The sequence below is a fragment of the Eoetvoesiella caeni genome (genome assembly GCF_003315175.1).
Taxonomy (GTDB): domain Bacteria; phylum Pseudomonadota; class Gammaproteobacteria; order Burkholderiales; family Burkholderiaceae_B; genus Eoetvoesia; species Eoetvoesia caeni.
Window position 1 is genome coordinate 75894 of the sequence record NZ_QNRQ01000006.1, and the last position, 26630, is coordinate 102523.

Genomic DNA, 26630 nt, shown 5'->3' on the forward strand with positions numbered 1-26630 from the left:
CTGTGCGCCGGCTTTTCAGTTTCTGAAGCCAGCGGCTGTGTTCTTGCCGCAAAGCATTATCAAGGCAGGCGTTGCAGGTCCTGGCCGGCGCAAAGCGCCAGCAGTGCGTCCAGCGGTCCTTGCGCCAGGCACAGGTCCGCGGCCAGGTCGCTCAAGGGCTTAAGCACGAATGCACGTTCGTGCATGCGCGGGTGCGGCACGGTCAGTCTTGGTGTGTCGATGGTCTGGTTGCCATACAGCAGCAAGTCCAGGTCCAGGGTGCGCGGTGCATTGCGGTAAGGCCGCAAGCGGCCGTGCGCGTGCTCGATGGCTTGCAAGGCGTCCAGCAGCGCCAGTGGCGCAAGCATGGTTTCTATGCGGGCTACCGCGTTGACGTAGTCGGGGCCGCTGGAATCGATAGGCGCGCTGCGATAGAACGGCGAAAGCTCCAGGCTTTGCACGTCGGGCGTCCGGGCCAGTGCATCCGCGGCTTGGCGCAGCGTTGCTTGTGCTTGGCCCAGGTTTGCGCCCAGGCCGATATAGGCAAAGACCATAAAAAACCTGCTGTAGGTTGCATTCACTTCACTTCAGACCAAACCAGGGCGCACAGGCGAATGGCGGGCATTCGCCTGTGCGGTCAGGCAAGCCAATCCTACAAGGCTCGGATGTGGCCTGAAGAAGTCATTCCGCGGCCGGCGCGCTTTGGCTGGCCGGATTGCGGCGGGGCCGGCGACGGCGGCGGGCTTTACCGGTAGTGGTCGAGGTTTTATTGCTGTGCTGCCAGGCATCTATCATTTCGGTGCGGGTGGCATTGTCGGCATTGGCCAGGTCCATCCACCATTGCGCCTGAACGCTGTCGACTTCGCGAGCTTCGGCGCGCAATTGCAGAAAGTCCACCGCGGCCCGAAAGCGCGGGTGGTCCAGCATGCGCCACATGCCTTTGGGCGTGGCACGCTCGAAGCGGGGCTGCATCAACCAGATTTCGCGCATGTCGGCCTGGAAGCGGCGCTGGATGGCCAGGGTCTCGGTTTGTCCATCGATAACGTAGTCGGCGGCCGTCATGAGCGCCTGGATAGTGGGTTCGCCTTTTTCAATAAGCTGATTCCAGCGCTTGTCGACCAGCTTCCACAGCAATGCGGCAAACAGGAAGCTGGGGCTGACTGTTTTGCCGGAGCGTACGCGCGCGTCGGTGCGCTCCAGCGCAAGCTCGACAAACTGCTGGCCGCCGCTTTCTTCGAAGATCATATCGATCAGCGGCAACATGCCCTTGTGCAAGCCCAGTTCGCGCAGGCGCTGCAGGCAGTCCATCGCATGGCCGCAAGTCAGCAGCTTAAGCATTTCGTCGAACAGGCGCGACGAGGGCACGTTTTTGATTAGCGCCGCCATGTTCTCGATGGGGGCGCGCGTAGCCGGGTCGATGGTGGCGTTGAGCTTGGCCGCAAAGCGCACGGCGCGCAGCATGCGCACGGGATCTTCGCGGTAGCGGGTTTCGGGGTCCCCTATCATGCGCACCACCCGGTTCTTCAGGTCGGGCACGCCGTGGTGGTAGTCGATGACTTCTTCTTTGATGGGGTCGTAGTACAGGGCGTTCAAGGTAAAGTCGCGCCGCGCGGCATCTTGCTCGTTGGTGCCGAACTGGTTGTCGCGCAAAATCCGTCCGTGTTCGTCGGTTTCGTGGCCTTCGGAGGCCGGAGCGCGGAATGTGGACGTTTCGATGATTTCCTGGCCGAACACCACATGAACCAGTTGAAAGCGGCGGCCGATGATGCGCGCACGGCGAAACAAGGGGCGGATCTGTTCGGGCGTGGCGTTGGTTGCAACGTCGAAGTCTTTGGGCTCGAGCCCGACGATCAGGTCGCGTACCGCGCCGCCGACGATATAGGCGTCGTAGCCTTTTTGACTGAGCACTTCGCACACTTTGATAGCGTGCCGCGATACGTAGCGCCGGTCTATGCCGTGTTTATCGCGCGAGTAGCGTACGGGCCCCTGGGCGGGTGTGGTGAAGAGACGGTTGACGAATTTTTTTATTGTTGACGTTAGCATGGGTGTATTTTAAGACTTTGCGTCTTGCATGTCCTTGAAAATTTCAAGGATGGGCCAGCCCTTGTTCTGTGCGAGCTCGCGCAGAACAGGACTGGGGTTGGTGGCGATAGGGTGGGTGACCACTTCAAGCAGCGGTATATCGTTGGGCGAATCGCTGTAAAAATACGATTGCTCGAAATCGTGCAGCGTAAGGTTCAGGCCAGCCAGCCAGTCATTGACGCGGGTTATTTTGCCTTCTTTGAAGCTGGGTATCCCCTGGATAGCGCCAGTATACCGGCCATTGCGGTATTCCGGCACGGTGGCAATAAGGTGGGGAATGCCGAAGGCGCGCGCTATCGGCGCCGTGACGAATTCGTTGGTGGCCGTGACGATGGCGCAGAGGTCGCCTTGGGCCAGGTGCTGTTGCACCAGTTTTTGGGCTACCGGCTGGATGCTGGGGCGGATGACTTCGCACATGAAAAGCTCATGCCATTGGGCCAGTTCGGCGCTGCTGGTGCGGGCCAGCAGGCCCAGCATGAATTCGGCGGCCTGTTCGGCGGTAAGGTTGCCCGCGTTATAGCGGTTCATCAGGTCGTCGTTGCGGCGCCGCGCTTCCTCGGGGTCGCCTGCGCGTCCGGTGCGGGCCAGCCACTCGGCCCACTGATAGTCGCTGTCCAGGGGCAGCAGGGTGTGGTCAAGATCGAAAAGGGCCAGGCGTTTTGCAGCGGTCATAGTGTATGTATCGGTGTCACGATTGGGGCTGGCTTGTAGCCAGCAAGTCTTTTAAAAGGGGCAGGGTAATGGCGCGGTGCTTTTCAAGCGAATAGCGGTCCAGCGCGTCCACCAGGGCGCTAAGCTGGCCCATGTCGCGTGCGTAGTGGGTCAGTATCCAGCCGATTACTTCGGGCGAGAGTTGCAGGCCGCGTTCGCCGGCCTGTGTTCGTAGCGCGTTGGCGCGGTCGTCGTCGGACAGCTGTTCAAGGCGAAAAACCAGGTCCCAGCCCAGGCGCGTGCGCAGATCTTCGCGCAAAGGCATGGCCAGCGGGGCGCGGTCGCCTGCGACGAGCAAGGCAAAAGCCTTGTCGCTTGCGGCCGTCTCACGCCAGCGATTGTACAGGGCAAAGAGCTCGGCCTGGGCCGGTTCGTCCAGAAGATGGACATCGTCTACGGCGGCCAGTGCCAAGGGCAAGGCCTCGGAGCTGGCCAGGGCGCGCATGGCCCCGGAGGGGCTTTGCGCATTGAAATAGTGGGCGCTGGGGCCCGCCGCCAGCGCTTTGAGCAGGTGCGACCGCCCCGCGCCCGACGGCCCCCAAAGGTAGATCGCTCGCCCGGGCGCAAAGTTGCGCAGCGCGTCCAGGGCGGCACCGTTCTCGCCCACAATGAAATTGTCTAGCGAGGGCGGTGGGGCGGCAAGAAGGTCAAGAATAAGTTGCTGGGTCATTGGAGGCGGTAAAAAGCGTAAAATGCGCCTTGATATTCTATTCAACATGCAATTCTTACATATCCCACGGCTTTTCTCATGACAATCAAACAATCCGCCTCCCTGACCTATCGCGATGCAGGGGTCGATATCGACGCCGGCGACGCGCTGGTCGACCGAATCAAGCCTTTGGCCGCCAAGACCATGCGTGCGGGCGTCATGGCCGGCATCGGCGGATTCGGCGCGCTTTTCGAGGTGCCCAAGCGGTTCAACGAACCGGTCCTGGTGTCCGGCACTGATGGGGTGGGCACCAAGCTGCGCCTGGCGTTCGAGTGGCAGCGCCACGATACCGTGGGAATCGACCTGGTGGCCATGAGCGTCAACGATATCCTGGTCCAGGGCGCCGAGCCGTTGTTTTTCCTGGATTACTTCGCTTGCGGCAAGCTGTCCGTCGACACGGCGGCCAGCGTGGTGGGCGGCATTGCCAAGGGTTGCGAGCTGTCCAATTGCGCCCTGATCGGCGGCGAAACCGCCGAAATGCCCGGCATGTATCCCGATGGCGAATACGACCTGGCCGGCTTTGCCGTGGGCGCGGTCGAAAAGTCGCTGATTATCGACGGCAAGTCCATAGTTCCGGGCGACGTGGTGCTGGGGCTGGCTTCAAGCGGGGCCCACTCCAACGGGTTTTCCTTGTTGCGCAAAATCCTCGAGCATGCCGGCGCCAAGCCCGACCAGGACCTTGGCGGGCGCCCATTGGCCGATGTCGTCATGGAACCGACCCGCATCTATGTGCGTTCGGTGCTGGCGGCCCTGGCCGAGCATGGCGCGGCCATCAAGGGGCTGGCGCATATTACCGGCGGCGGCCTGCTCGACAATGTGCCGCGTATTTTGCAGCCGGGCTTAAGCGCCCGCCTGCAGCGGGATGCCTGGACCATGCCTTCGCTATTCCAGTGGCTGCAGCAAAACGGCGGCGTGGCCGACTCTGAAATGCACCGCGTCTTCAATTGCGGCATCGGCATGGTCATTGTGGTGCCCGCCGATCAAGCGCAGGCGGTATCGGCCACTTTGGCCTCGCATGGCGAGCAGGTGTACAACCTGGGCAATATCGTCGAACAAGAACCCGGCATGGCGCAAACCGTGGTCGTTTAAAAACTTGCCGCGTACAGGCGGCCAGCCATATTTGAAGTCGGTTTCCGGCTTTTGCGTGGATCTCGACGCTCCTGGCAGCGTCGATTTTTTATTGCCAGCGCCGGCCGGGTCCGGAACCCCGCTGCAGAGGGCGGGATTTCAGCGATTCGCTTAGTCTTGTCCCGGACTTGCTTTCCAGATCGACGCTGCCAGATCGACGGCCTGGCTTGCGCTGTCTGGAGCCAGGCAGTCGATGACCAGGCGTTCGGGCTGGGCGCGCAGCCAGGTCAATTGGCGCTTGGCTAGCTGGCGGGTGGCCGCGATGGCCTGCTCGACGGCTTCGTCAAGGCTGCACTGCCCATCCAGGTAAGCCCATATCTGCCTATACCCCACGCAGCGCACCGAAGGCAAGCCTAGGTGCAGGTCGGGACGCGAGTGCAGCCTGCGCACTTCGTCGACCAGGCCCCTATCCAGCATTTGCCGGTAGCGCTGCGCGATGCGCGCATGCAGCGCCAGGCGGTCCGAGGGTTCCAGGCTGATGGTAATGTAGTTGGATTGCGGGCCGGGAGCCGTGCGTTCGACGGCCAGCAACTGCGACATGGGCGTGCCGCTGACGCGGTAGATCTCGATGGCTCGTTGCAAGCGCTGGCTGTCGTTGGGAGCCAGCCTTGCGGCGGCGATGGGATCGAATTCGGCCAGTTGCCGGTGCATTTCGGGCCAGCCCGATTGCGCTGCCTCAAGCTCGATTTGCGCCCGTATGGCGGGGTCTGCCTGCGGCAGGTCGTTCAAGCCTTCGCGCAAGGCCTTGTAGTACAGCATGGTTCCGCCGCACAGCAGCGGAATCCGGCCCCGCCCCTGAACTTCCGCGATCAGCCGCAAGGCGTCCTGCCTGAATTCGGCGGCCGAGTAGCTTTGGGCTGGATCGCGGATGTCCAACAGATGGTGGGGAATTTGCAGCCGCTCTGCCGGCGAGGGTTTGGCCGTGCCGATGTCCATGCCGCAGTAGATTGTGGCCGAGTCCACCGCGATAATTTCAATGGGCCATCTTGCGGCAAGCGCCAGCGTCGTGGCGCTTTTGCCGGAGGCGGTGGGCCCGGCCAGGCACAGTATGGGCTTGGTCATTGGCCGCGCAGGAATAGTTTGTCCAAGTCGTTCAGTTTCCACTGTACCCAGGTGGGACGGCCGTGATTGCATTGGTCGGCCCGCTCGGTGTGCTCCATCTTGCGTAACAAGCCGTTCATTTCATCCAGCGTAAGGCGCCGGTTGGCTCGTACCGAACCGTGGCAGGCCATGGTCGAGAGCAACTCGTTGCGCTGTTCGGTCAGGCGGGCCGAACTGCCCACACTGGCCAGGTCGCGCAATACGCTGCGTGCCAGCGATTCGATATCGCCGCCCGCCAGCAAGGCCGGCACGGCTCTGATCATCAAGGCGGCCGGCCCCGCCGGCTTAAGGACCAGCCCAAGCTCGGTCAGGATATCTTCATATTCTTCGACCAGGCCGATTTCTTTTTCGGCGACATTGAATACGACAGGAACCAGCAACTCCTGGCGCGGCAGCTCGCGCGCGTTCATGGCCTGTTTGAGTTGTTCGTACACGACCCGTTCATGGGCTGCGTGCATATCGACCAGGATCAGGCCGGAGCGGTTCTGGGCAAGGATGTAAATGCCGTGCAACTGCCCAAGCGCCATGCCCAGGGGGAACTCTTCCGGCGTCTGTGTGGGCAGCGACGGCGTGGGGATACCGGTTGGGGCAGGCGCTGCGTCCAGAGGGCGATACAGCGATTGCCAGTCCGATGTCGCGGCGGGCGCGGCATCGCGCAAGCTGAAGGCCTGCTGGCCTTGTTGCGGCCGCCATGCGGATGGGTATTGCCGGTCCGCAGTGGCCGGTTGTTGGCCGCCATATGGCAAAGTAGCGGCTGCCCGCGCGTCTTGGCTGTCTTGCGGGTTCGCGGACGGGGCTGAGGCGTCCGGAGTTGCGTTCGGCGCCGGCGCGTGTGCGGCGCCGACCTGGCCCAGCGCCTCGCCCAGGGTTTGGCCAACGAAACGGTGAATGGCTCCGCTTTCGCGAAAACGCACTTCGTGCTTGGCAGGATGGACATTGACATCGACGGTGCCTGGATCGACATTCAGAAACAGCACGTAGGCGGGTTGCCTGTCGCCATGCAGCACGTCGGCGTAGGCCTGCCTGACGGCGTGCGCGACTGTGCGGTCCTTGACGTAGCGTCCGTTTACATAAAGATATTGCTGGTCGGCGCGTGCACGGGCGTAGGTTGGGCGCGTAATCATGCCCTGTAGCGCGATAAGCCCGTGTTCGCGCTGTACGGGTAGCGCCTGGCCGACGAATTCCACGCCAAGCACATCGTGGATGCGCTGGTAAATATCGCTGGCGCGCCAATGGCGTTGCGGCTTGTCGTTGTGAAAGAGCCGAAAGGCCACGCCCGGCTGGGCCAGGGCGATGCGCTCGAGCGCATCCACGCAATGGCCGTATTCTGTTGCTTCTGTGCGCAGGAATTTGCGGCGGGCCGGCACGTCGTCGAACAGCTGGCGCACCTCGACCGTGGTGCCTACCGGACCGGATGCGGCTTGCGGCTGCTCACCGCTTTGCGCTCGAAGCTGCCAGGCATGCGGCGCCTGTTCGGTGCGCGAGGTAATGCTTAGCTGTGCAACCGAGGCGATGGACGCCAGCGCCTCGCCGCGAAACCCCATGGAAGCCACAGACTCCAGTTCGTTGAGCGTATGGATTTTGCTGGTGGCGTGGCGTGTCAGCGCCAGGCTTAGCTCTTCTTGCGGGATGCCGAAACCGTCGTCGGTGACTGCAATGCGCCGGATTCCGCCGCCGTCCAGGCGGACCTCGATAGCGCGCGCACCCGCATCGATGGCATTTTCCAGGATTTCTTTCAGCACCGAGGCGGGGCGCTCGATAACTTCGCCGGCCGCGATCTGGCTGATCAGCAGGTCGGGCAGGGGAGCGATGGTTCGGCGTTCAGGCATGGCAACATCCGTTCGGCTGCAAGGTCTATGCAGCGTTAACATAAGAGATTCATTTTAACCGGTCGGAACCGGGCGCCGCTGTGCCCGGCTCCGCGTTGCGCTATATTGCGCTATCTCTATCCTTGCAAGCGAAGACTATGCCCGAATTTATGACAATGATTGTCCATATCGACCAATTCATGGGGGCCTGGGTGGCCGAATATGGCGAATGGATATATCTGGTGCTGTTTTTGATCGTTTTTGGTGAAACAGGGCTGGTCGTGCTGCCATTCCTTCCAGGCGATTCTTTATTGTTCATTGCAGGGGCTTATGGCGCAACCGGGGCTTTCGATCCCATACTGCTGGCCGTCTTGCTGATCGTGGGCGCGGTCTTGGGCAATACGGTCAATTATTATGTCGGCCGTTATTTGGGGCCGCGCGTATTTACCAGCAATTTCCGGTTTCTGGACCGCAAGGCGCTGATAAAAACCCATGCGTTTTACGAAAAACATGGCGGCAAAACCATTGTTCTCTCGCGTTTCCTGCCTGTCTTCCGTACCTTTGCGCCATTTGTCGCGGGGGTGGGCAGCATGAACATCGTGCGTTTTCAGTTGTTCAATATTGCGGGCGCAACGCTGTGGGTGGTCAGCCTGATTACGCTGGGCTATTTTTTCGGCAATGTACCCATTATCAAAGAGCACCTGAGCACCATAGTGCTGATCGGGGTTGGAGCTGCCGTCGTACCGGTGGTTCTTGGCGCGCTCTGGAAGCTGTTCGGCAAAGCGCGCGAGGCCTAGGCGCCTGGCCGGGCCTGAAGCTCCGGGGCCGTGGAAACGCAAGGCCGTGTCGACGCCGGCCTGAATGAAACGCCCCAAGAACCTGGAAGCTCTCCAGAATTCTTGGGGCGTTGTACTGCCCGGCTTGGCCTTGCGCTGCCTTGAACGTGTCAGGACTTGCGTGCCAGTGCGGGGCCCTGCGCAAAATACCCGTTGATGCCGCTGAGCATGGCGCTGGCAATCCGGTCCTGGTGCGCGGGGCTGCGCAGCAGGCGCTCTTCTTCGGGATTGCTGATGAAGGCGGTTTCCACCAGGATGGACGGGATGTCGGGCGCCTTGAGCACAGCGAACCCGGCTCGTTCGACGCTGGCCTTGTGCAGGCTGTTGATCTTGCCTATTTCACTAAGCACCCGTCCGCCTACGCGCATGGCGTCGTTGATTTGCGCCGCCGTCGATAAATCAAGCAAGACCTGAGCCACTTGTTTGTTATGCGAGCCCAGGTTGATGCCGCCGATCAAGTCGGCTTCATTTTCGCGCTTGGCCATCCAGCGCGCAGCCGCGCTGGTGGCCCCGTGTTGCGACAGGGCAAACACGGACGAACCGCGGGCGCTGGGCTTTATCCAGGCGTCGGCGTGTATCGAGATGAACAGGTCGGCCTTTACCCGGCGGGCCTTTTGTACCCGTACTTGCAGCGGGACGAAATAGTCGTTGTCGCGGGTCAGGTAGGCGCGCATATTGGGCTGGGAATCGATCAGCTTTTTCAGGCGGCGCGCAATGCTCAGGACGATGTCTTTCTCGCGCGTGCCATTGCGCCCGATCGCGCCAGGGTCTTCGCCTCCGTGTCCCGGATCCAGCGCAATGAGGATGGGCCGATTGATTCCGGGCGGGCCGTTGGCGGCAGGGGGCGGAAGCGGGTCGAGGTCGGGCTTTTTCGTGGCGACAGGGGGCAGCTTTTGCCCCTGCACCGACGGAATGGGGGCGGAGTCGGGTGCGTTCTGCGCAAGGTTCTCCAGCACTTCGGCCAGCGGGTCGTTGTCGGCGCCGTTCATGATGGCCAGCAATGGGTCTTGCGCGACTTTCGGGTACAGGTCCAGCACCAGCCGGTATTTATATTCGCCGATTGGCTTCAAGGTAAAAACCTGCGGCGCTATGGCTTGCTTCAGGTCGAACACCAGGCGGATGACATCGGGCCGGTTCTGGGCGACGCGCACTGAGGCGATATAAGGGTCGTTGGGCTTGACCTTTGAGATCAAGTTATTGATGGTCTGGCTCATGGTCAGGCCATTGATATCGACCACCAGGCGGTCAGGATGCTCCAGCGTGAAATGTTCTGCCTTGAGCTCTGTATCAAGTTCTAGCGTGACGCGCGTGTATTCGTCGGCGGGCCAGGTGCGTACGGCCAGTATGGTGCCGGCGGCATGCGCCAGCCGCGGAATAACCGGAAGAATGAACAGGGTCGTGGCGCTTGCGATCAAGCGTCGCCGGGAAAGTCCTGGGGGGGATATTCCTGCTGGGGCAGCACTAGAGTTGTCAGCCATGATGTTCCTTTGTTGCTATAGGCCGTTAGATGCGCTTGCCGGCCGGCATCTGCGTAAACCAGATGTATTTCCAGGTCGGGAGGAGGTAAAGTGGCCCCAGCCTGCTCTGGCCATTCGATCAAAATAATGGCTTCTTTCTGCAATATTTCGCGAAACCCGGCATCCAGCCATTCTCGGGGGTCGCTTAGCCTATAAAAATCAAGATGATAGCAGTATAAGTTAAAAAGTTTATAGCTTTCAAGTAGTGCGTAGCTAGGGCTTTTTATTCGGCCGGCGACTCCGCAGGCCCGCAGCAAGGCCCGGGCAAAGCTGGTTTTGCCCGCCCCCAGGTCGCCTTTCAGGTGAATGCGGCCGCCCGGAGCCTGGCCGGCAAAGGCGGGATGGGTGCCAGTAAGCATGGGCGCTAGTTGCTGGGCTAATGCAACTGTGGCGTCTTCATCGGCCAAAAACAGGCTAATTTCTTTTAACTTCTTTTGTTCTTGCATGACGGTAGTCTTTGGTAGCGGCCTGGCAGGCACGGGGCGAAGTAAACGGTATCAGGACATGGGCAGCCGCTGGCAACAACGCCAGGGCCTGGGCATTTGCCGCAAAGAGCGCGGTGCGGCGCTGGCCCCAAAGCGGCGTCGCCGAACTGACCGGCGCGAAATTACAACAGTATTGGCGTGCCGGCCTGGCATGCGGCAAACAAAAAGTTGCCTTTTGGATGGTGTGTGGCAAGTGCGCCGGCATCTTTTACTGCTATTGTTGTTCCTCGGATCTGACCAGGTGCATTCTGAACGCGCTTTGGCAAATACAGCCTTCGGTCTTGCGAGGGCGAATATGAACGATGTATGTAGCTAGTGATTATATTTATTCCAGGAGAGATAGATGGCCAACTTAAAATTAAAAGCAAAGCTCGTTCCGCTGGCTGTTGTTGCCGGATGCCTGACCGTGTTTGGAATGGCGGCACAGGCGGCGAATTATCCAAGCCAACCCATACGCGTCATTGTGCCATTTGCGCCCGGCGGCTCCACCGATATTGTCACGCGTATCGTCACCGAGAAAATGAGCCAGGTGCTGGGCCAGCCCATTGTGGTTGAAAATAAGGGCGGCGCCGGCGGCGCCATAGGCGCCCAGGAAGCGGCTCGCGCCGCGCCCAACGGCTACACGTTGTCGATTGCGACCATCTCTACGCTGGCTGTCAATCCCGCGTGCCGTCCCGACAATCTTCCCTACAAGCCGCTGGAAGACTTTTTGCCGGTTACCAACTTTGCCAACGTGCCCAACGTCATCGAGGTCAATCCCCAGTTTCCGGCCAAGAACTTCAAGGACTTCGTCGCAGCCCTGAAAGCCAACCCCGGCAAGTATTCATATGGCAGTTCGGGTACTTGCAGCGTGCTGCATTTGTTCGGCGAGGCCTTCAAGCAGGCTACCGGCACCGAAGCCCAGCACGTGCCCTATAAAGGCGCCGGCCCCGCTGTGGCCGATGCCGTAGGCGGCCACATTGAAATCATGTTCGACAATCTGCCTTCCTCCATGGGGCAGATCCAGGCCGGCAGACTGCTGCCCATGGCAATTGCCTGGCCCGAGCGCTTGAAGGCCTTGCCCAATGTTCCCACGCTGGCCGAGGAAGGCTACCCGCAGTTGAACCGGCCCGCCTGGTACGGCCTGTTGGCGCCAAAAGGGACCTCCCCCGAAATCATCAAGACGCTACGGGACGCGGCGGTACAGGCCCTGAAAGACCCGAGTGTGGTGCAGGCCCTTGAAAAACAAGGCGCCGCGCCATCGGGCAACACGCCGGAAGAGTTCGGCAAAGAGATCAAAGAGCAGTACGACTGGGCCCACGAGGTCGTCAGCAAAGGCAATATCAAACTGGAATAGCGTCTGTCAAAACGGCGTCGGGCCGGTATTTTCCAGTCCTGATAAAATACCGGCCTTACGTCTCCGTAGTTAAATGGATATAACTTTCCCCTCCTAAGGGAAGATTGCAGGTTCGATTCCTGCCGGGGACGCCAGATTTTAGTGTTTTACAAGCTTCATTCATATAGAAACCCGCATAAACATTGGTTGTGCGGGTTTTTTAATGTCTGCGACATGCTTCATGCTGCTATGGTCATATACCCCCTTGTTGGGGTACATTTGGGGGTATCAAATCTTTCACTACAAAAAGTACCCCCAAAATGGCCCTAAAAGACGTTCAGTGCAGACAGGCAGTTGCAAAGGAAAAGCCCTATAAGTTAGCTGCTGGGGGCGGGCTGTATCTGCTGGTAAGCACGAACGGCAAAAAGTATTGGCGCTACAAGTACCGCTTCCATGGCAAAGAGAAAGTGCTTGCGCTGGGTGTATATCCCGAGGTGACATTGGCGAAGGCGACAGCAGCCCACCAGGCTGCACGCGACCTTGTTGCGGCAGATACTGACCCGATGGCGTCGAAGAAAGCGACCAGGAAAGCAAATAGGCTTGCACAGGAGAATAGTTTTAAAGCTATAGCTAAGGAATGGGTTGACTCACAATCGTCTGGGTGGTCTGAGGCACACATTGAACGCGTAAACGGTTTTTTCAAGAATCATATCTACCCGGAGTTTGGCGAAGAGCCGATAGCCAATATCACGTCGCTGGACGTGTTGGACGCCATCCGAAAGATGGAGGCCAAGGGGCTGGGCGAAAGTTGCTACAAGGCATTGGCCCAAACGAACAAGGTATTTATCTATGCAGTGGTCACAAAACGCGCACCCGTGAATGTGGCCGCCGGTCTGAACAGTTTCTTAAAGCCGAAGCCGCCCACCAAGCATCATCCGCATGTTGAGAAAGAAGAGCTTGGGAAACTGATGACGCTAATTGACCGTTATGGTGGCTTGCCCCAAACCCGTATCGCCACAAAGCTGGTTATGCTGTGCTTCATGCGTAGCGGAGAGTTACGGCAGGCGACTTGGGAAGAGATTGATTTTGAGGCGGCGACTTGGACAATTCCATCGGCCCATCGCAAGGGCAGCAAGACACTCAAGGCGTCCGGTATCCCTCATATCGTGCCACTGTCGCGGCAAGCCATCGAATTGCTGACGGAGCTACGCCAACATACTGGCGACCGCCCCCTCATGTTCGAAGGGCAGAAACGAGGCGTGCCAATCAGTGAGAACACCATCAACAAGGCATTGCGCACAATAGGTTATGGCGACGAGCAAAGCGCCCATGGCTTTAGAGGTCTGGCAAGCACTATCCTGAATGAAAACGGCTTTAACCCTGATGCCATTGAGCGCCAGTTGAGTCATAAAGAAAAAAATCAGGTGCGGCGGGCCTACGACCATTCCCAGCGTCTGCCTGAGCGCGTGACGATGATGCAATGGTGGTCTGATTTTTTGGACAGCAAAGCTGGTTCAAACGTGGTGCCGTTGGCCCCGAGAAGGAGCGCATGATATGCGTGCTGTAGCAAAAGTGCCGACCAGGCAGGAAATACTAGAAACGATCCGGCTGTATGCCAGTTCCATGCCCGCCGAGCTGCTAAACAAGTTTACGCTGGACGTGATGCTGCTGGATTCGCCAAAGTATGCCAACTACAGGCCGTGGGAATCGGTTGGCGAAGAAATTGACGATGGCTACATGGACGATTTGGCCGGCCTGTTGTCGTTGATAAAGGAAGTATGGCTTTGGCGAGACACACAGATTGACGCCGGGTTTCGTTCCAGCGCTGGCCAATGGCTGAACGGATTCCCATCCATGAAGGCGGCCTGGAAGTCCTTGCGCCTAGGCTGGCACCTTGAGGATTTATCGGGACACCAGGCTGTGCTTGCCTGCGGCCTATTGAAACGCGGGCATATTTTGAAAGACCAAACAGATGGGGTGGTGTCCCCAAGGGTGATTCAAGAGGCTTTCGAGGTCATGGCCCCGTTAGGCTTGAATTGGTCGATTCTTATTCTGTGCGCCTTGCTGGAATATCACTACGACCAAGACTCAGCGCGGCGGATGGTGGAAGAGCATAAACGTCTGGATGATCTTGAGGCGACCGCAATGCGTGGCTTTGAGGCTGCGGAGCAAATTGAGGTAATCAGCAATAAGACCTGGCCGCCGATGGCGCAAGAGGCTATACCGGTACGCCATCATGTTGTCAATGCGCGGGATTCGATGGCAAGAGCTATGAAGAAGGCGCGCGGCAAAGTTCCGCCCATTAAACGAATTGACGACACTGCCAGAGAGAGACTGTTGATGTTTCGTCTTTGGCAAGGCCATTACAGTCTTTTTGGAGAGCCAAAAACAACTGCAATCGCCAATATTATTCAGGCTGGCGGCGTGGAAAAACCCGATTTGGACGTAAAAGGAATCATTAAGTCGTTCCGGGACATTCCAGTTGATTTTGATGTTCGGGACATCATGCCAAATGCGCGGACGCTGGTGAAACAGGGGTAGTTGTTCGTCTAATTTTCACAAAGAACTACCCTCTTAAGATTCGCCGCTAATCGCCAAACTGTACCCATGTTGAATACACATGAGGCTACAACATGGCGCATCAAACCACACAAGCAAACCAAGGCCGCAAGCCTTTAATTACGCCGGTTTCAACCGAAGCGGATCGTATGATCAATGACCGTGAGGTTGCCCACTTGCTGGGTGTATCCCGGTCGTGGCCCTGGACGCTGGCCCGCGAAGGCAAGTTCCCCGCACCCATCAAAATATCGCATCGCTGCACTCGCTGGTGGCTTTCGTCCGTTCGTGAATGGATGGCTGACCCTCAGGGCTGGCAGGCCGCTAATAAGGTGGCATAAGTGGCGGAGAAAAAGAAAAGCCCCGAAAAGGGGGCTGTCGCTGGCAGGCGGACAGCCAATTCTACCCCAATTTTTACCGGCACCAGAAGCCCGCGTCACGTCCGCGTTTTGCAGGCGCTGATGGTGCTGCGCAAGCTTACCCGCGAAGAGCTAGACCGCGTGGCCGGGGCATCGAACGGCCCTGACGTTGTTCGTCAGTTGCGCGGTAAAGGCCTTGCCGTTCCGTGCAACCTATTGCCGCGCATTGACCGCGACGGGCGGCCCTGCGAGGTTGGCGAGTACAGCCTGACCCCAGCAGACCGCCGGGCCATCGTGGGTTGGCTGAAGCGGCAGATGTTGGTCGAGGCCGGATCATGATGACCAGAAGCCAAATCAACATTTATGCAGCAGAAGCCAAGCGCATTTCCCGGCAACTCGCCGCTACCCGCACCCACAAAGAACAAGCCCCCCTGGTTCACGCCTGGGCGGCTGCGACGATTCAAGCATTGAAGGAGAGCCAAATGGCTCGCATCAGAACAATCAAGCCAGAGTTTTTCACGAGCGACGACATAGTGAGCATGTCGCCACTGGCCCGCATTTTTTACATTGCGCTTTGGTGTGAGGCCGACCGTGAGGGACGTTTGGAATGGAAGCCGCGTACCCATAAGCTGCGGTACTTGCCGGGCGACGATTGCGACATTGACGATTTGTCGGCAGAACTGATTGAGGCAGGCTTGGTGGTGCTGTATTCGGTTGATGGTAAGCAGTACGCGGAGATACCCAGCTTCCTGAAGCATCAGGTCATCAACAACCGAGAGACAGGCAGCAAAATCCCGCCACGCGACATTGACGCGTCAACCACGCGTGAGGTACGCGTAAACGACGCGTCAGCCACGCGTGCGCACGCCTCTGTAGGGGAAGGGAAAGGAAAGGAAGGGATATATATATCGGGTGAACCCGACGTGCGCAATCCCTCACGGTTCGAGGAGTTTTGGAAGGCGTACCCCTCTACGGGCAGAAAAGTAGCCAAAGCGACTTGTGCCAAGCGCTGGGCTGCAAGACAGTTGGATCAGTTGGCCGACAAGATCATTTCCCACGTTATCGCCGTGCGGGAAACGAAGCAGTGGCGTGAAGGGTTCGAGCCTGCGCCCCTGACGTACATCAATCAATCCCGCTGGAATGATGATCTTCCCGAGCAGCCTGCCGACCCGTCTACGGCTGAAAACATGTTTGAGGGGGCAATCTGATGCGCGGTCAAAACACCATCATCCGTATGCGCCTATCGGGCTACAGGCCTTCCATGGTCTGGCTTCATGCCCTTGATGGGTCATGCCCCAAGCGCTATTTCTTGGACGCCGAGCATAGCGTCATGCTGGGCGGGCGGCCCGAGGTTCATATCGGGGCGGAAGAAATCCCCGGCACGCTGGATTTACGGTGCTTGACCGGCCTGACGGTTCTTTTGCAAGGTACGGAGAAAAACCGACTGCGCGCCGTCTTTGCCAGGCTGCGAGAGTTCGCCCCCGAGCGGGTCATTACGTCCAGCCCTGACTTTGTGCATGACTGGCAACCCGAGAAGGTGGCGGCATGAGCAAGGTCGCGCCGATTATTACGCCCGATTCGTTCGATTTTCGCCAATACATGGCCGAGACCGAGCCACAGGCCAAAGTGCTGGGGGCCGAGACGTGGCGCGACAGCCTCATTGATGCCGTCAAGAACGGAACGACAGTGACCGGCGCGCGCCTGCCATGGGCCAAAACCCACGACCATATCCGCTTTCGCGGCGGTGAGGTCAGCTTGTGGCAAGGCATCAACGGCCACGGCAAGTCGCAGATGCTGGGCCAGGCTTGCATGGGCTTTGCCGGGCAAGGTGAGCCGGTTTGCATTGCCAGCTTTGAAATGAAGCCCGTTTCGACGCTCAAGCGGATGCTTCGCCAGGCTGCCATGAACGATCAGCCCGGCGAGACTATGGCGGCGCGGTTCATGGACTGGCTGCAAGGCAAGTTCTGGCTGTACGACCAGCTTGGAACGGTACGACCAGAAATGATCTATGCCGTAATTCGCTATTGCGCCGACAAGCTGAAAATCAAGCACATCGTCATTGACAGCCTTATGAAGTGCGTTCGCGGCGAAGATGACTACAACGGTCAGAAGGATTTTGTAGACATGCTGACCGGTCTTGCCCGTGATCTGGATGTGCATATTCACCTTGTCCACCACGTTCGCAAGGGTGAGAACGAAGAGAAGGTACCGGGCAAGTTCGACGCCAAAGGCTCCGGCGCGATTAGCGACCAAGTGGATCAGGTGCTGACGGTGTGGCGCAACAAGAAAAAGGAAAAGACCATTGCCAGCTTGTTGCGCAAGAATCAGCCGGTAGACGACGAAACCCGCAGTAGCCCTGATGCCATGCTGGTGGTCGATAAGAACCGGCACGGCGAATGGGAAGGCAGCGTAGCCCTTTGGTATCACCCGCAAAGCCTGCAATACACCCCTGACAACCGATGCGCCCCCCTGGACATGCTTGGGGTGTACCGATGAACCGAATCCTGAAATACGCGATTTTGGATATCCCGCCGGAAGCGTGGTGGCAGCCACACGCCCCTGTCAAAGCCCCCAGCAAAGAGACCACAGCCATGCAAGAAGCAGTAATTGAAAGCGTTCCCGCAGCAAAGAAAGCTGCACGGCCCAAAGACCTGAACAGTTTGATCCGGGCGGATGCTGACCACCCCAAGTACGAACAGGCCGTACTGGTTCAAACCATCGGCCAGCGTATGCGCCAGGCCCGGGAACTGTGCAACCTGAGTCAGATTGAGGCGGCCCGCCAACTTGGATACCGCAACCCCAGCAAGCTGTCCAAGATTGAAGGTGCCATCGATACCAACTCCGTACCTTTGCTGTTGATTGTGCGGGCGGCGGCCATGTATCAGGTCAGCGTCGATTACCTTTTTGGCCTGTCGGAAGACTTCGAGGTGTCGCCCCGTGCGACTGTTGAGCGGGTGGTGTCACGTTGGATGTTCGCCCAGGTGACCGCCCAAGAAAGGCTCATTCTGGATGCGCTGCACGCTGTGAACGACCAGGTATCGCGCGTCATGGATGTGTGCCCCAAGACGCACGCCCAGGCCCTTGAGGTGGCCCGCGCGCTTGCCCGGTTCCGGGAGCTTAACCCCGGATTTGAAGATATGCGCGCCGGCTCAACGCTGCTGGCCGCTGTTGAGCATGCCGCTGACGGTGCTGCCAGCGCCAATGAGGTCTATCAGCGATTCCTTGGACATTTGCGTTTCATGGAGGGCGTGACAGCGGTAAGCCCAGCACTGAATGCGCCGGTAATGGAGGCCGCTAATGTCTGACCCTTTGAGCTTCGAGACGCTGATTGCCCTTGCGCCTGGTGCTGTGCTGACCCCGGCCAGCTACGTAGACCCCATGCAGCGCGACATGGTGCGTTCCGGCGCGGTCGAGGCCGCCCGGTGGCTGGAAGAAGGGCCGGACTACTTCGCTGATGGTGGCGTGATCCCGGCACGCATTGATGCGACCGCCCCCGATTTGGCTTTGGGCCATGCGCTTGAGGGATTCTTGATGGACATTTCGACAACAGACCCCGACAGAGAAAGGCTTGAGGAATACGTGCGGCTGCGGTTCGCCGGCGGCTTCTGGTTCCTGTTCAACCAGGTGCGGCGGAATCTCAAAGCGGTTCAGGCTGGGGGTGAGTCAGTTGCAGATGCTGGGCCGAAATTCCCCAAAAAATGAAAATTTCGGAAATTTTGAAAATTCGGCGTTTTTTCTTACGCCAGAATGGCAGTAACGAATCACCTGGAGCCACCATGCTTACCTTGACCTTGAATCAAAACGAACAAAGCGACGAAGTTTTCAATACACCTGATGCTGTGGCGCTGGAAGAGGCCGCCCGAGCAATGCGGGCTATCCGAGGCTTCGCCGGTGATCTTGGTGCGCGTGCTGCGCTGATTCTTGCGAGCCAGGTATACCCCGACGACGCATTAGCCGTTGCTGCAAAGAAGCTGGCCGCCGAGTTCAATGCCCTTCGTGCGCAGGCAAAGGCCATTGCCACGAAAGCCGAGATATTGAAGCAAGCCGAGAACGAGCGCCTGTCCAAATGGACTGGCCCCGTCATTGATCGCCTTGGTGAAATTCGACAGCGTATCGAATGGATTCACCGCTGCATTGAAGAGAACCGGCTGCGCGATAGTAAGCGGGATAGCCGCGCTGCGGATCTACGCAGACAGGGCGTGAGCGAGGCTGAAATAAAACGCCTGCGCGGCACTCACGAAACAACCGAGGCATTGCTTGCGCAGAAGGCGGTTCTGGAAGCGGAGCGTGAAAAGTTGCACCTGTTTCAGAAAACAGGCGATACAGCTTTGCTGCCTAAACACATTCATCCCCGTATTCGGATCGAGCCGCCACGTTCTGCGCTGGACTCTGACGCCAAAGCGATGGTTGAAAATTCGGTGATTGGGTAATGGCTACTGCGAAGAAAGCGCCGGTTAAAGGCGGCGCGCCCAAGGGCAACAAGAATGCCGCCGGCAATGCCGGAGGCAAGGGCAAGAGAACCCTGTACCGCCCCGAGTTTGTTCGTATTGCCGAAGGGATGGCGCTGCTTGGTGCGACCGATGCGGAAATGGCCGCCGCCTTCGAGGTGAGTGAACGAACCTTTACGGACTGGAAGAGAAGGCATGTTGAGTTATCTGCCGTCCTAAAGTCCGCCAAGCTGCCCGCTGATGGAAATGTGGCGCGGTCGTTGTATCAGCGCGCCGTGGGCTACTCGCACCCCGAAGACGATATTCGGACGGTTTCGATAGGCAACGGCATGAGTGAGATTGTTATCACGCCGACGATGAAGCATTACCCGCCGGACACGGGGGCCGCATCCCTATGGTTGCGAAACCGTCAGCCGCACAAGTGGAAAGACAAAATCGAGGTCAAGGAAGATATCAATTTGAATGTCTTCCCGCCTAAGGCGGAGCTTGACGCAATGTACACGCGGCTTCTTACCGAGAGCAAGGAATCGGAAAGCAAGATCATTACCGGGCGCATGGAGCGCTTGGGCATAAAACCTGATTCTTCCGGGGATCAGGAGTAAAGACTATGGCCGGGGGTCGTGGAAATACCCAATACCACGGGGCCTACGTTCGGGGTCTCATGCGCCCGGCCACCAAACGCAGGAAGTACCGATCAATGGCGGGTGTACGCCTGGGAAATAAAACAGCCGGTTTCGGCGAATACCTGGGGGATGCGGGTTAGCGTCCATTGAAGCCCGCCGCCACTTTTTAACGGAGAAGCAAATCATGTCAGAACAAACTATCTACCCCGAGATATTGGCCCGCATTGCGCTGAAAGATACGCCCAGCATGGTTACGGTGATTCACGAAATACATAGATCATTGGCTAACCACGACGCGGAACAGGTCGGAAAGGTGGTAGCCGCCTTTTCTGGTGAGTTGGTGAGCGCATTCCGCGAGGCAACCGTGGCTATTAGTGAATTGCAGGAAGGCTGGGATGACCTACTGACGCGCCTTGCCGAAGCGGAATCTGCCCAGCCCAAACGCACCCCTTCACGCAAGCGCAAGTAATCATCATGGCAACGACAGGCAGTTGGCTGGGCAAACTAGCAGGCGCAGCAGGCGAAGCCAAGGCACGCGCCGCAAGTGAGAAGGCCGAACGGCTGGCAGCGCCCAGCATACTTCGACCGAACGAAATCACGGGTGAATACGATGCTAGCCGCCTGCTAATGACCACGCTGGGGGGTGAGATACGCCCCCTGACGCACGATGATCTTGCCGCCTTTCGTCGGAACGTCGGGACAGCACAAAAGCGGCTCAAGGGCGGCATTACTGCCCGCAAAGTGCTTGATCTTTCATGGGCTGACGACAGGAACCGCGCTCAAAGCCAAATCCGCCAGGCGGTGCCGATGTCCGCCAGCAATGGCCGCGTCCGCTTTGTCACCAGTGCTGGACCTGATTCCAAGGTGTCACGGCATCATGTCACGGTCGAGTTCATGAGCTTCGGCGCGTCGGTGTCTGCTGGCTCTAAGACCCCACTACAGGCCGCCGGCTGGCTACGCAAGCAACCCCTGAAGTTCGATTGTGACTGTGAGCGGCATACCTTTTGGTTTCGCTACATCAGCACCATCGGTGGCTTTAACGCTGGCCGGGCTGAAACTGGCTTCCCGAAAATTCGTAATCCTGGTTTGTCCGGCGTGGGCTGCAAGCACGTATTGCGCGTCATGGCCGAGGTGGAGTCAGCCGGTACGGTGGCGTTGTTCTTGAGCAAGGTAATCGCGCGTGGCCGCGAAAACGATGATGGCAACGCCAAGGTTCGCCAGGCGCAGCGAGACGCCGAGGCCCAGCTTGCCGCCAACAAGCGCCCCCGCGAAATAAAGACCACGACAGACCGCCAGAAGGCCGCAGCCGCAGCGCGTGAACGGCGGGCTTTGGCACAAGCAGTCACTGCCAACCCTTCAAAGCCAAAGAAACCGACAGCAGCCACCCGGCGCATGGCCGGCGGCGGCATGAACAAGGCCCAGCTCGCTCTACTGGCGAAGATGGGCTTATCCGAGCAACAGATTGCCGCCATCAATGCGGCCGGCAAATAGCCATACACCCACAGGGAGCGGGAATGCTTAATCACGATGAAAACGGGTTCTTGAAAGGCGAACCGATCCAAAAAGATAAGCCGCGCGGTGATCCGAGTCACCCGAGCGCTGCACTTGGGGATGAAGCCGCACAGGCCCGCATCATTGACGTGTGGGATGGCATGAGTACCGATATTGCAGCTATCCGAACAGGCCTTGAACGTGCGCCCAAGGCCGCGACACCATCGGGCCGGGCTGACAATCCAGTTTTTACCGTGGTCGTGCCGCGCGGTGGCGTTCAGCCAGGCGGTCGGCAAGGGTTGGCGGCAGCAGCCGGGACGTTATCGGGCATTGCACGGCCTGTATCAGCAGTTGCCCAGCCCGTGATGCAAGGCCAGCGACCCAATGCGGTTGTCGCTACGCCAGGCGCAGCAGCCAAGCCACAGGCGCAGCGCGATGCATCAGGGCGGTTTGTGGCGTCTGGTGGTGCGGGGCCGTCAGACAAGGGTGAGGCCAAAGCGCGCGAGAAATCCCTACTTGATGGCGTGGTGGGCCGCGTTGCAGCGACTGTATCGGGCGTAACGCGCAACAACAGCCAGGTTGACCCCACATTGCAGGCGGTGGGCGAGGTGGCCCAGCCCGTGATGCAAGGCTATAGCGCCCTGTCTGGTGCCCTGCCTGGTGGGCCGAAGAGGCAGGAGCGTTGGTATCGGCGCATATTTGGCGAACTGCGGTTGTTTCGCAAGGAAGAGACCGCGTTTTCTAAGGCGACCACCCGCACACTCAAAGACATTGAGAAAAAACCGGACGCGGAAGGTGGCGGCGATGGTGGTGGCGGTTTTCTATCCATGATTCCGGTGTTCCTCGCGGCCATCATCCCCCTGGTTATGGGCTTGCTCAAAAAGGTGCCCGTTGTTGGCGGCCTGCTGTCCGGCGCAATGAACATGTTTGATCTGTTCAAAAGCGAGTCAGACGACAGCCTAACCCGTGGCGAGAAGGACGTACGCAGCGGTAAGGCCATTGGCGGGCTTGGTGGTGTGCTGGCTGGTGGTTTGGCCGGTGCGAAGCTGGGCGCAGCTGTGGGTGCGCTGGGCGGCCCGATTGGCATAGCCATTGGCGGCGTTGTTGGCGGTGCGGCGGGCATGTTCTTTGGCGACAAGGCGGGCAAAATTCTTGGCGAGACGGTCGGGGGCTGGGTGGCTCAACTGCGGGAGGCCGATATCCCCGGCAAGATTGTTGCCGCCTGGGATGAAACCACGGCCAATATTCGCTCAACGTGGGATACGGCCATGAATAAGCTGTCCGAGGTATGGGCCGGCATCAAGGGTGCAGCAGAAAAGGCGCTGGACTGGGCCAAAGAGAAAGGCGAGGCAGCGAATAAATGGATTGAAGAGAAAACCGGCGTCAACGTCAAGGAAACAGCCGGCAAGGCCGTCGAGGCGGTCAAGGATGCAGGCAATGCGACCAATGAGTACGTAAAGGAAAAGACAGGCGTTGATTTGAAGGAGAGCGCGGGTAAGGCCGTGGATAAAGCCAAGGAAGGCGCTAGCTGGCTAGGTGAGAAGGCATCCAGTGCCAAGAACTGGATCAGTGACAAAGCGACCGGGGCGTTTAATGCGACCGCCGAAAAGCTGGTGCCAGGCTACCGCCATAAGGAAACATTCGACGGCATCAAGGGCGGTGCTGGGCTGGCTAAGAACGGTTCGTACACGTCAGCCGAGGCTGAACGCATTCGGGAATTGAAGACCAGCGGCGCGAACACGGGGGCGAATCTGGCCGGTGGTATGCCTGCCGACATACAGCAGAAGGTGCGGGCCAGCGCCGAGCAGCACGGCCTTGACCCCGAAATGATGCTGTCCATTGCGGCCATGGAGTCAGGCGGCAATGCCGATGCCATCAGTAGCACGGGCGCAATTGGCGTATTCCAGTTCACGGGCAAGACGGCCACGGGTGTTGGCATCAAAGACCGCTTCGACGCTGACCAGAACATCGAGGGCGGAATGAAACTGACCCAGCAGAACGCGGCCATCCTACAAAAGCGCGGCCTGCCGGTCACGCCTGAGAACCTATACATGGCCCATCAGCTTGGCCCCGGTGCCGCTGCCGAGGTAATTGCGGGCGCACAGTCTGGTAAGCAGATATCCGAGCTTTCACAGGGCACACAGAAAGGAGTCGGATTCAATTACGGCTCGAGCTCTTCGACGGCGGCAGAGTACCTTGCCAAGAACAAGGCGGCGCTGGACTCACGTTATCAAACGGCTGTTGCTGGTAGCGCGGCTGGTGTGTTGCCCGCAGTATCCCCGGATCAAGTGGCAGCGGTGACAGCCCCGGCGGCTTCGCCCGTGGCTTCCCCTGTTTTGATGGCAGTCGCTCCGGTGCAAACCGCGTCAGTGCCTGCCGTTACGCCGCCATCTGTGCCGGCCCCGCCTGTCGTAGCCGACGCGCCAAAAGTGGCCGTGCCACTGGGCAGTGGCGACAACGGCAAGCCCACTCAGGTCAATGTGCCGCCTCCCGATGCCGGGCAGGACGTTCGAGACCGCCGCATTGCTCACATTGTCACGGGCGGCCTTTCGTCCTGATGCCGCATTGCGGCTTGATGGGCTTTTACGATCAAGTCGCAAAACACACTAATGATTTTCAGGAGTACCAAGCGTGTTCAATTATGGAAGATACCCCCTTGTGTTGGCCGACAAGTGGCCCACCGTATCGCCCGCCCAGGCACACGAATTGTTATTGCGATTGGCGCGGGTGGGCGAAGCGTACAGTAGCGGCGATGTACGGCTGTCTGACGCTTTGCCTATCGAGCGCGATGCGGAACTGCGGGCCGTGTTCGGCGAGCTTGTCCGCTTCGCCGACGCCATACGTAGCTGAATCCCACCAGCGATGGAAGTGAACAGCAATGACTCGCCGAGCGATGACAGGGCGTTTTCAATGCTGGCGGCCATGATAGACCGAGCCATCCCAATCGAACTGGCTGATGGTCTCGATGGCGCACTGCTTGATGGCTTCCCCAACGTCGGACAGCGGATCTAGGCCATCAACCAAGGTGAAGGTGCAAAGGCAAGCGTTGCTGTCGTAGAAAACCGAGACCAGCAGGGAATGGTGGCCCTGTTCAGCGACCAGTTCAGCGAATTGCAGCATTTCGGCCATCTCCCCCGCCCGAGCGTAGCGGGTTAGAAGGTCAATCCCAAAAGCTTCTATGGCCCCGGTGCTTAGTTGGCTGGATTTTTCTTCGAAGTAAGACATGTGTGCGGCCCCTGCCTGTCAGTAAAGCACCATTGTAGGCATGGTGTTGCCGAAGTTGGTAATGATGGTGGGCTGTGGATAACTTTCGATAATTATTTTTTGGGCCGAAAACGGCAATTGGCTATTTATTGCTCAGTGTGGATAAGCCGGGCAAAGCCGCATGAATGCTGTGTTTCTCGTTATGCGTACAAAACTTGTCCACATGGGCGCATTCTCATAACGGGCGTTATGTTAACTAAATGCGACCGTTTTTCCATTAAATGGTTGCATTTAGTAAATCAAAGCCTTATCATGAAGCCTCATTCTCGCCCGCACGCGAGACCACATACGAACCAAGTAGGCAGCATGACACCAGAAGAATTTACCGCCGCCCTGATAGCCCTGAACTGGAAACAAAACGACTTCTGTCGCATGGCTGGCGTCAACAAAATCACCCCCATTCGTTGGGTTAAGGGCGAGGTGCCTATCCCTGGCTGGGTTCCTAAGTTCTTGGGCATGGCGCTCGAAGTGAAGCGTTTGCACGATGTCTATGTAGTACCGCCCAAACCGGGCAAGCACACCGACGCCTGACGGTATCAGGCAAAGCGGGCCTGACCGGTGCGGGAACACTGGCCAGACCCTGACCACAACGACCTATCTGAGAGGTTCAATTATGGCTATTCAAGAGTTTATCGTATCGAGCGCCCCCGTTCGTCCAAATGTGGCGGTGCAACCCTTCCCCCTGGTCGAACAGGCCGCACGCCATGCCGCTGATCTATGGTGGCAAACCGCGCCGTTGACGATGGCCGCTTGGCGCGACAACCGCTTTGACGCCTTGCAGTCCGGACTTGGCTTCGATGCCGAGGCGCTACACGCCCGTAAGCGGACTTTCGATATCGCCTTTGCCCGCCGTATTGGTGAAGTCATCGCGGGGGCGGCTGGCCGCGTCTAACCCATATCCACCATTGCCGAAAGTTACTGTACCTGGCCGACACTGGCCGCAATTTTGAATTTAGGATTCGATTATGAAAACTGCAACAACAGCCGTTACCGCCTTGCCCACACGCCCCGCCAAACGCACTCCGGCCGAAGAAATCGCCCGGTTGCAGGCGAGGGCGCTGGAACACGATCAAAGCGCACACGCGCTGTTTGAATCCATCCTTGAAGCGCTTGCTAAGCACGGCAATACGTCGCACCACGTCAAGGCGCTGGCAATCGCTGGCCGCGACCTGTTCGACAACTGGGCCTACGAGGCCAGCGAAGAGGCCGACAAATGAAGACACCGAACGCAGCTATGGAAACAGCGATGAAAGAGTTGTCAGTGCAGCAAGAGCAGATATTTGCGTTTGCTACGGCGGCCTTCGACCGACTGAACCCGGAAGAGGATGATCCAACCGTGTACTACCTGTTAAAGACGCTTTGCGACATGGCCGGACAGGCAAGCGCATTGCTTGAGGTGAAAAACCTGATGGCTCGTATGGAGAGCAATGTTGCAGCGGCCCCAGCGCTGGAAGCTTTGAATGTCGCCCGAAGAAATTGAAGAGCTTGCGCGCCAGATAGCCGCCCGCATGGCCCCCGACGCCTTGTTAAATGCCGAAGACGTAGCGGCGATGCTTGGATGCACCGCTAAATACGTTACATCCCAGTATGCAATCACGCCGGGGTTCCCGTCTGCAATCCGGCTGACCGGCCCTGGCGGACGGCGTAGCAAACCAAAATGGAGGCGTAGCGACATCATGGCGTGGATTGATGCGCACACCGAGGGTAGAAGCAAACGCGGAGGTAGGCCGAGGAAGCAAGCGGACTGATTCCGCTATACGGTTTGAGGGCTACCTTACCGCTTAAAGATATATACGGTTTGAGGGTGGGGTTATCACTTGCGCGAACCCACGGCTGTGACTTCCACCTCTGTACGGTTTGGGGTACCCGTTACCGCTTAATATATTGTACGGTTTGGGGTGGGGGTTATCGACTCGAAAGTGGCGGTATTTTGACCCGGCCGGGTGCCACATTGATAAAGGAGAGCCGTGTTACCCCATTCCTTTTGCTCCGCATTCCAATGGTTGATTCCTGGGGGTACATTTGGGGGTATGTTTTTATAAATGTCTAATGCAATCAAGCATTGGCGAGGTTTTAAAGCAACAGTTCGGCGTCTGCCGGGGACGCCAATCAAGATATCCATTAATGGATTGCCATATACAAACCCGCATGTTTATTGACATTGCGGGTTTTTTGTTGTCGATATACGTGTACCCAAGCGACTTGTACCTGTTTGCGA

31 protein-coding genes and 1 tRNA gene are annotated in these 26630 nt (G+C 58.6%); 23 read left to right on the top strand and 9 right to left on the bottom strand.

Features of this window, described 5'->3' with window-relative positions:
* Positions 1–59 precede the first annotated feature (59 nt).
* The 4 genes from folK to hda form a co-directional block, all read right to left on the bottom strand.
* Complete coding sequence (gene folK / locus DFR37_RS12405; protein WP_113933557.1) at positions 60–533, bottom strand: 2-amino-4-hydroxy-6-hydroxymethyldihydropteridine diphosphokinase; 474 nt, start codon at positions 531–533, stop codon at positions 60–62.
* A gap of 127 nt (positions 534–660) precedes the next feature.
* Positions 661–2022, bottom strand: coding sequence for a polynucleotide adenylyltransferase PcnB (gene pcnB / locus DFR37_RS12410; protein ID WP_113933558.1), 1362 nt, complete (start codon positions 2020–2022; stop codon positions 661–663).
* 9 nt (positions 2023–2031) lie between these two features.
* Positions 2032–2733 (bottom strand): HAD family hydrolase, encoded by a 702-nt coding sequence (locus DFR37_RS12415; protein WP_113933559.1) that lies wholly within the window; start codon positions 2731–2733, stop codon positions 2032–2034.
* A 16-nt stretch (positions 2734–2749) separates the two neighbouring features.
* A complete protein-coding gene (gene hda / locus DFR37_RS12420; protein ID WP_113933560.1) occupies positions 2750–3442 on the bottom strand; it encodes a DnaA regulatory inactivator Hda in 693 nt (230 codons plus the stop codon).
* 78 nt (positions 3443–3520) lie between these two features.
* On the opposite strand from hda, the gene purM reads away from it, so the two are divergent.
* On the top strand, positions 3521–4570 hold the full coding sequence (purM, locus tag DFR37_RS12425) for a phosphoribosylformylglycinamidine cyclo-ligase (protein ID WP_113933561.1): 1050 nt from the start codon (positions 3521–3523) through the stop codon (positions 4568–4570).
* A 150-nt stretch (positions 4571–4720) separates the two neighbouring features.
* On the opposite strand, the gene miaA is transcribed toward purM, so the two are convergent.
* On the bottom strand, positions 4721–5671 hold the full coding sequence (miaA, locus tag DFR37_RS12430; protein ID WP_113933562.1) for a tRNA (adenosine(37)-N6)-dimethylallyltransferase MiaA: 951 nt from the start codon (positions 5669–5671) through the stop codon (positions 4721–4723).
* Positions 5668–7539: a DNA mismatch repair endonuclease MutL gene (mutL, locus tag DFR37_RS12435; RefSeq protein WP_113933563.1), complete on the bottom strand. Its 1872-nt coding sequence runs from the start codon at positions 7537–7539 to the stop codon at positions 5668–5670. Before mutL ends, miaA begins: the two co-directional genes overlap by 4 nt.
* A 137-nt stretch (positions 7540–7676) precedes the next feature.
* Here mutL and DFR37_RS12440 point away from each other — a divergent pair, with 137 nt between their 5' ends.
* Positions 7677–8315 (top strand): VTT domain-containing protein, encoded by a 639-nt coding sequence (locus DFR37_RS12440; protein ID WP_113933564.1) that lies wholly within the window; start codon positions 7677–7679, stop codon positions 8313–8315.
* A gap of 149 nt (positions 8316–8464) precedes the next feature.
* Here DFR37_RS12440 and DFR37_RS12445 read toward each other — a convergent pair whose 3' ends face one another.
* Both DFR37_RS12445 and tsaE read right to left on the bottom strand, forming a co-directional pair.
* Entirely contained in the window at positions 8465–9832 is a 1368-nt protein-coding gene (locus DFR37_RS12445) for an N-acetylmuramoyl-L-alanine amidase (protein WP_113933565.1), read from the bottom strand.
* Positions 9766–10317: a tRNA (adenosine(37)-N6)-threonylcarbamoyltransferase complex ATPase subunit type 1 TsaE gene (gene tsaE, locus DFR37_RS12450; RefSeq protein WP_113933566.1), complete on the bottom strand. Its 552-nt coding sequence runs from the start codon at positions 10315–10317 to the stop codon at positions 9766–9768. Before tsaE ends, DFR37_RS12445 begins: the two co-directional genes overlap by 67 nt.
* Positions 10318–10771: 454 nt before the next feature.
* On the opposite strand from tsaE, the gene DFR37_RS12460 reads away from it, so the two are divergent.
* The 17 genes from DFR37_RS12460 to DFR37_RS12540 all read left to right on the top strand — a co-directional run bounded on the left by DFR37_RS12460 (position 10772) and on the right by DFR37_RS12540 (position 23998).
* Positions 10772–11692 (top strand): tripartite tricarboxylate transporter substrate binding protein BugE, encoded by a 921-nt coding sequence (locus DFR37_RS12460; protein WP_242341842.1) that lies wholly within the window; start codon positions 10772–10774, stop codon positions 11690–11692.
* Positions 11693–11751: 59 nt separating this feature from the next.
* Positions 11752–11826 (top strand) — tRNA-Arg (locus tag DFR37_RS12465).
* A 165-nt stretch (positions 11827–11991) separates the two neighbouring features.
* Positions 11992–13224: a tyrosine-type recombinase/integrase gene (locus tag DFR37_RS12470; protein WP_113933569.1), complete on the top strand. Its 1233-nt coding sequence runs from the start codon at positions 11992–11994 to the stop codon at positions 13222–13224.
* Position 13225: 1 nt separating this feature from the next.
* Entirely contained in the window at positions 13226–14212 is a 987-nt protein-coding gene (locus tag DFR37_RS12475; RefSeq protein WP_113933570.1) for a hypothetical protein, read from the top strand.
* A 92-nt stretch (positions 14213–14304) separates the two neighbouring features.
* On the top strand, positions 14305–14568 hold the full coding sequence (locus DFR37_RS12480; protein WP_113933571.1) for a helix-turn-helix transcriptional regulator: 264 nt from the start codon (positions 14305–14307) through the stop codon (positions 14566–14568).
* Positions 14569–14925, top strand: coding sequence for a hypothetical protein (locus DFR37_RS12485; RefSeq protein ID WP_113933572.1), 357 nt, complete (start codon positions 14569–14571; stop codon positions 14923–14925).
* Positions 14922–15794 (top strand): hypothetical protein, encoded by an 873-nt coding sequence (locus tag DFR37_RS12490; protein WP_147251620.1) that lies wholly within the window; start codon positions 14922–14924, stop codon positions 15792–15794. The genes DFR37_RS12485 and DFR37_RS12490 overlap by 4 nt, the downstream gene beginning before the upstream one ends.
* On the top strand, positions 15794–16135 hold the full coding sequence (locus tag DFR37_RS12495) for a hypothetical protein (RefSeq protein ID WP_113933576.1): 342 nt from the start codon (positions 15794–15796) through the stop codon (positions 16133–16135). Before DFR37_RS12490 ends, DFR37_RS12495 begins: the two co-directional genes overlap by 1 nt.
* A complete protein-coding gene (locus DFR37_RS12500; protein WP_113933578.1) occupies positions 16132–17082 on the top strand; it encodes an AAA family ATPase in 951 nt (316 codons plus the stop codon). The genes DFR37_RS12495 and DFR37_RS12500 overlap by 4 nt, the downstream gene beginning before the upstream one ends.
* Before the next feature lie 95 nt (positions 17083–17177).
* Positions 17178–17891: a helix-turn-helix domain-containing protein gene (locus tag DFR37_RS12505; protein ID WP_170139900.1), complete on the top strand. Its 714-nt coding sequence runs from the start codon at positions 17178–17180 to the stop codon at positions 17889–17891.
* Complete coding sequence (locus DFR37_RS12510) at positions 17884–18288, top strand: hypothetical protein (RefSeq protein WP_113933582.1); 405 nt, start codon at positions 17884–17886, stop codon at positions 18286–18288. The genes DFR37_RS12505 and DFR37_RS12510 overlap by 8 nt, the downstream gene beginning before the upstream one ends.
* Entirely contained in the window at positions 18285–19016 is a 732-nt protein-coding gene (locus DFR37_RS12515; protein WP_113933584.1) for a hypothetical protein, read from the top strand. The genes DFR37_RS12510 and DFR37_RS12515 overlap by 4 nt, the downstream gene beginning before the upstream one ends.
* Positions 19016–19636 carry a helix-turn-helix domain-containing protein gene (locus tag DFR37_RS12520; RefSeq protein ID WP_113933586.1) on the top strand — a complete coding sequence of 207 codons (621 nt, stop codon included), beginning with the start codon at positions 19016–19018 and terminating at the stop codon, positions 19634–19636. Before DFR37_RS12515 ends, DFR37_RS12520 begins: the two co-directional genes overlap by 1 nt.
* Before the next feature lie 205 nt (positions 19637–19841).
* Positions 19842–20126, top strand: a complete 285-nt coding sequence (locus DFR37_RS12525) for a hypothetical protein (protein ID WP_113933588.1) — start codon at positions 19842–19844, stop codon at positions 20124–20126.
* Between the two features lie 5 nt (positions 20127–20131).
* Complete coding sequence (locus DFR37_RS12530) at positions 20132–21148, top strand: hypothetical protein (protein ID WP_113933590.1); 1017 nt, start codon at positions 20132–20134, stop codon at positions 21146–21148.
* 23 nt (positions 21149–21171) lie between these two features.
* Positions 21172–23706: a transglycosylase SLT domain-containing protein gene (locus DFR37_RS23440; protein WP_113933591.1), complete on the top strand. Its 2535-nt coding sequence runs from the start codon at positions 21172–21174 to the stop codon at positions 23704–23706.
* A gap of 73 nt (positions 23707–23779) precedes the next feature.
* Positions 23780–23998 carry a hypothetical protein gene (locus DFR37_RS12540; RefSeq protein ID WP_147251621.1) on the top strand — a complete coding sequence of 73 codons (219 nt, stop codon included), beginning with the start codon at positions 23780–23782 and terminating at the stop codon, positions 23996–23998.
* Between the two features lie 57 nt (positions 23999–24055).
* Here DFR37_RS12540 and DFR37_RS12545 read toward each other — a convergent pair whose 3' ends face one another.
* Entirely contained in the window at positions 24056–24373 is a 318-nt protein-coding gene (locus DFR37_RS12545; RefSeq protein ID WP_113933595.1) for a hypothetical protein, read from the bottom strand.
* Positions 24374–24718: 345 nt separating this feature from the next.
* Here DFR37_RS12545 and DFR37_RS12550 point away from each other — a divergent pair, with 345 nt between their 5' ends.
* The 4 genes from DFR37_RS12550 (at position 24719) to DFR37_RS12565 (ending at position 25892) form a co-directional block, all read left to right on the top strand.
* Complete coding sequence (locus DFR37_RS12550) at positions 24719–24943, top strand: hypothetical protein (RefSeq protein ID WP_113933596.1); 225 nt, start codon at positions 24719–24721, stop codon at positions 24941–24943.
* A gap of 82 nt (positions 24944–25025) precedes the next feature.
* On the top strand, positions 25026–25304 hold the full coding sequence (locus DFR37_RS12555) for a hypothetical protein (RefSeq protein WP_147251622.1): 279 nt from the start codon (positions 25026–25028) through the stop codon (positions 25302–25304).
* A gap of 73 nt (positions 25305–25377) precedes the next feature.
* Positions 25378–25629, top strand: coding sequence for a hypothetical protein (locus tag DFR37_RS12560; protein ID WP_113933598.1), 252 nt, complete (start codon positions 25378–25380; stop codon positions 25627–25629).
* Positions 25626–25892, top strand: a complete 267-nt coding sequence (locus DFR37_RS12565; protein ID WP_147251623.1) for a hypothetical protein — start codon at positions 25626–25628, stop codon at positions 25890–25892. Before DFR37_RS12560 ends, DFR37_RS12565 begins: the two co-directional genes overlap by 4 nt.
* Positions 25893–26630: the final 738 nt, after the last annotated feature.

Coding starts and splice junctions, on each gene's coding strand:
- folK (WP_113933557.1), bottom strand. CDS start 533: ATGGTCTTTGCCTATATCGGCCTGGGCGCAAACCTGGGCCAAGCACAA.
- pcnB (WP_113933558.1), bottom strand. CDS start 2,022: ATGCTAACGTCAACAATAAAAAAATTCGTCAACCGTCTCTTCACCACA.
- DFR37_RS12415 (WP_113933559.1), bottom strand. CDS start 2,733: ATGACCGCTGCAAAACGCCTGGCCCTTTTCGATCTTGACCACACCCTG.
- hda (WP_113933560.1), bottom strand. CDS start 3,442: ATGACCCAGCAACTTATTCTTGACCTTCTTGCCGCCCCACCGCCCTCG.
- purM (WP_113933561.1), top strand. CDS start 3,521: ATGACAATCAAACAATCCGCCTCCCTGACCTATCGCGATGCAGGGGTC.
- miaA (WP_113933562.1), bottom strand. CDS start 5,671: ATGACCAAGCCCATACTGTGCCTGGCCGGGCCCACCGCCTCCGGCAAA.
- mutL (WP_113933563.1), bottom strand. CDS start 7,539: ATGCCTGAACGCCGAACCATCGCTCCCCTGCCCGACCTGCTGATCAGC.
- DFR37_RS12440 (WP_113933564.1), top strand. CDS start 7,677: ATGCCCGAATTTATGACAATGATTGTCCATATCGACCAATTCATGGGG.
- DFR37_RS12445 (WP_113933565.1), bottom strand. CDS start 9,832: ATGGCTGACAACTCTAGTGCTGCCCCAGCAGGAATATCCCCCCCAGGA.
- tsaE (WP_113933566.1), bottom strand. CDS start 10,317: ATGCAAGAACAAAAGAAGTTAAAAGAAATTAGCCTGTTTTTGGCCGAT.
- DFR37_RS12460 (WP_242341842.1), top strand. CDS start 10,772: ATGGCGGCACAGGCGGCGAATTATCCAAGCCAACCCATACGCGTCATT.
- DFR37_RS12470 (WP_113933569.1), top strand. CDS start 11,992: ATGGCCCTAAAAGACGTTCAGTGCAGACAGGCAGTTGCAAAGGAAAAG.
- DFR37_RS12475 (WP_113933570.1), top strand. CDS start 13,226: ATGCGTGCTGTAGCAAAAGTGCCGACCAGGCAGGAAATACTAGAAACG.
- DFR37_RS12480 (WP_113933571.1), top strand. CDS start 14,305: ATGGCGCATCAAACCACACAAGCAAACCAAGGCCGCAAGCCTTTAATT.
- DFR37_RS12490 (WP_147251620.1), top strand. CDS start 14,922: ATGATGACCAGAAGCCAAATCAACATTTATGCAGCAGAAGCCAAGCGC.
- DFR37_RS12495 (WP_113933576.1), top strand. CDS start 15,794: ATGCGCGGTCAAAACACCATCATCCGTATGCGCCTATCGGGCTACAGG.
- DFR37_RS12500 (WP_113933578.1), top strand. CDS start 16,132: ATGAGCAAGGTCGCGCCGATTATTACGCCCGATTCGTTCGATTTTCGC.
- DFR37_RS12505 (WP_170139900.1), top strand. CDS start 17,178: ATGCAAGAAGCAGTAATTGAAAGCGTTCCCGCAGCAAAGAAAGCTGCA.
- DFR37_RS12510 (WP_113933582.1), top strand. CDS start 17,884: ATGTCTGACCCTTTGAGCTTCGAGACGCTGATTGCCCTTGCGCCTGGT.
- DFR37_RS12515 (WP_113933584.1), top strand. CDS start 18,285: ATGAAAATTTCGGAAATTTTGAAAATTCGGCGTTTTTTCTTACGCCAG.
- DFR37_RS12520 (WP_113933586.1), top strand. CDS start 19,016: ATGGCTACTGCGAAGAAAGCGCCGGTTAAAGGCGGCGCGCCCAAGGGC.
- DFR37_RS12525 (WP_113933588.1), top strand. CDS start 19,842: ATGTCAGAACAAACTATCTACCCCGAGATATTGGCCCGCATTGCGCTG.
- DFR37_RS12530 (WP_113933590.1), top strand. CDS start 20,132: ATGGCAACGACAGGCAGTTGGCTGGGCAAACTAGCAGGCGCAGCAGGC.
- DFR37_RS23440 (WP_113933591.1), top strand. CDS start 21,172: ATGCTTAATCACGATGAAAACGGGTTCTTGAAAGGCGAACCGATCCAA.
- DFR37_RS12545 (WP_113933595.1), bottom strand. CDS start 24,373: ATGTCTTACTTCGAAGAAAAATCCAGCCAACTAAGCACCGGGGCCATA.
- DFR37_RS12550 (WP_113933596.1), top strand. CDS start 24,719: ATGACACCAGAAGAATTTACCGCCGCCCTGATAGCCCTGAACTGGAAA.
- DFR37_RS12555 (WP_147251622.1), top strand. CDS start 25,026: ATGGCTATTCAAGAGTTTATCGTATCGAGCGCCCCCGTTCGTCCAAAT.
- DFR37_RS12560 (WP_113933598.1), top strand. CDS start 25,378: ATGAAAACTGCAACAACAGCCGTTACCGCCTTGCCCACACGCCCCGCC.
- DFR37_RS12565 (WP_147251623.1), top strand. CDS start 25,626: ATGAAGACACCGAACGCAGCTATGGAAACAGCGATGAAAGAGTTGTCA.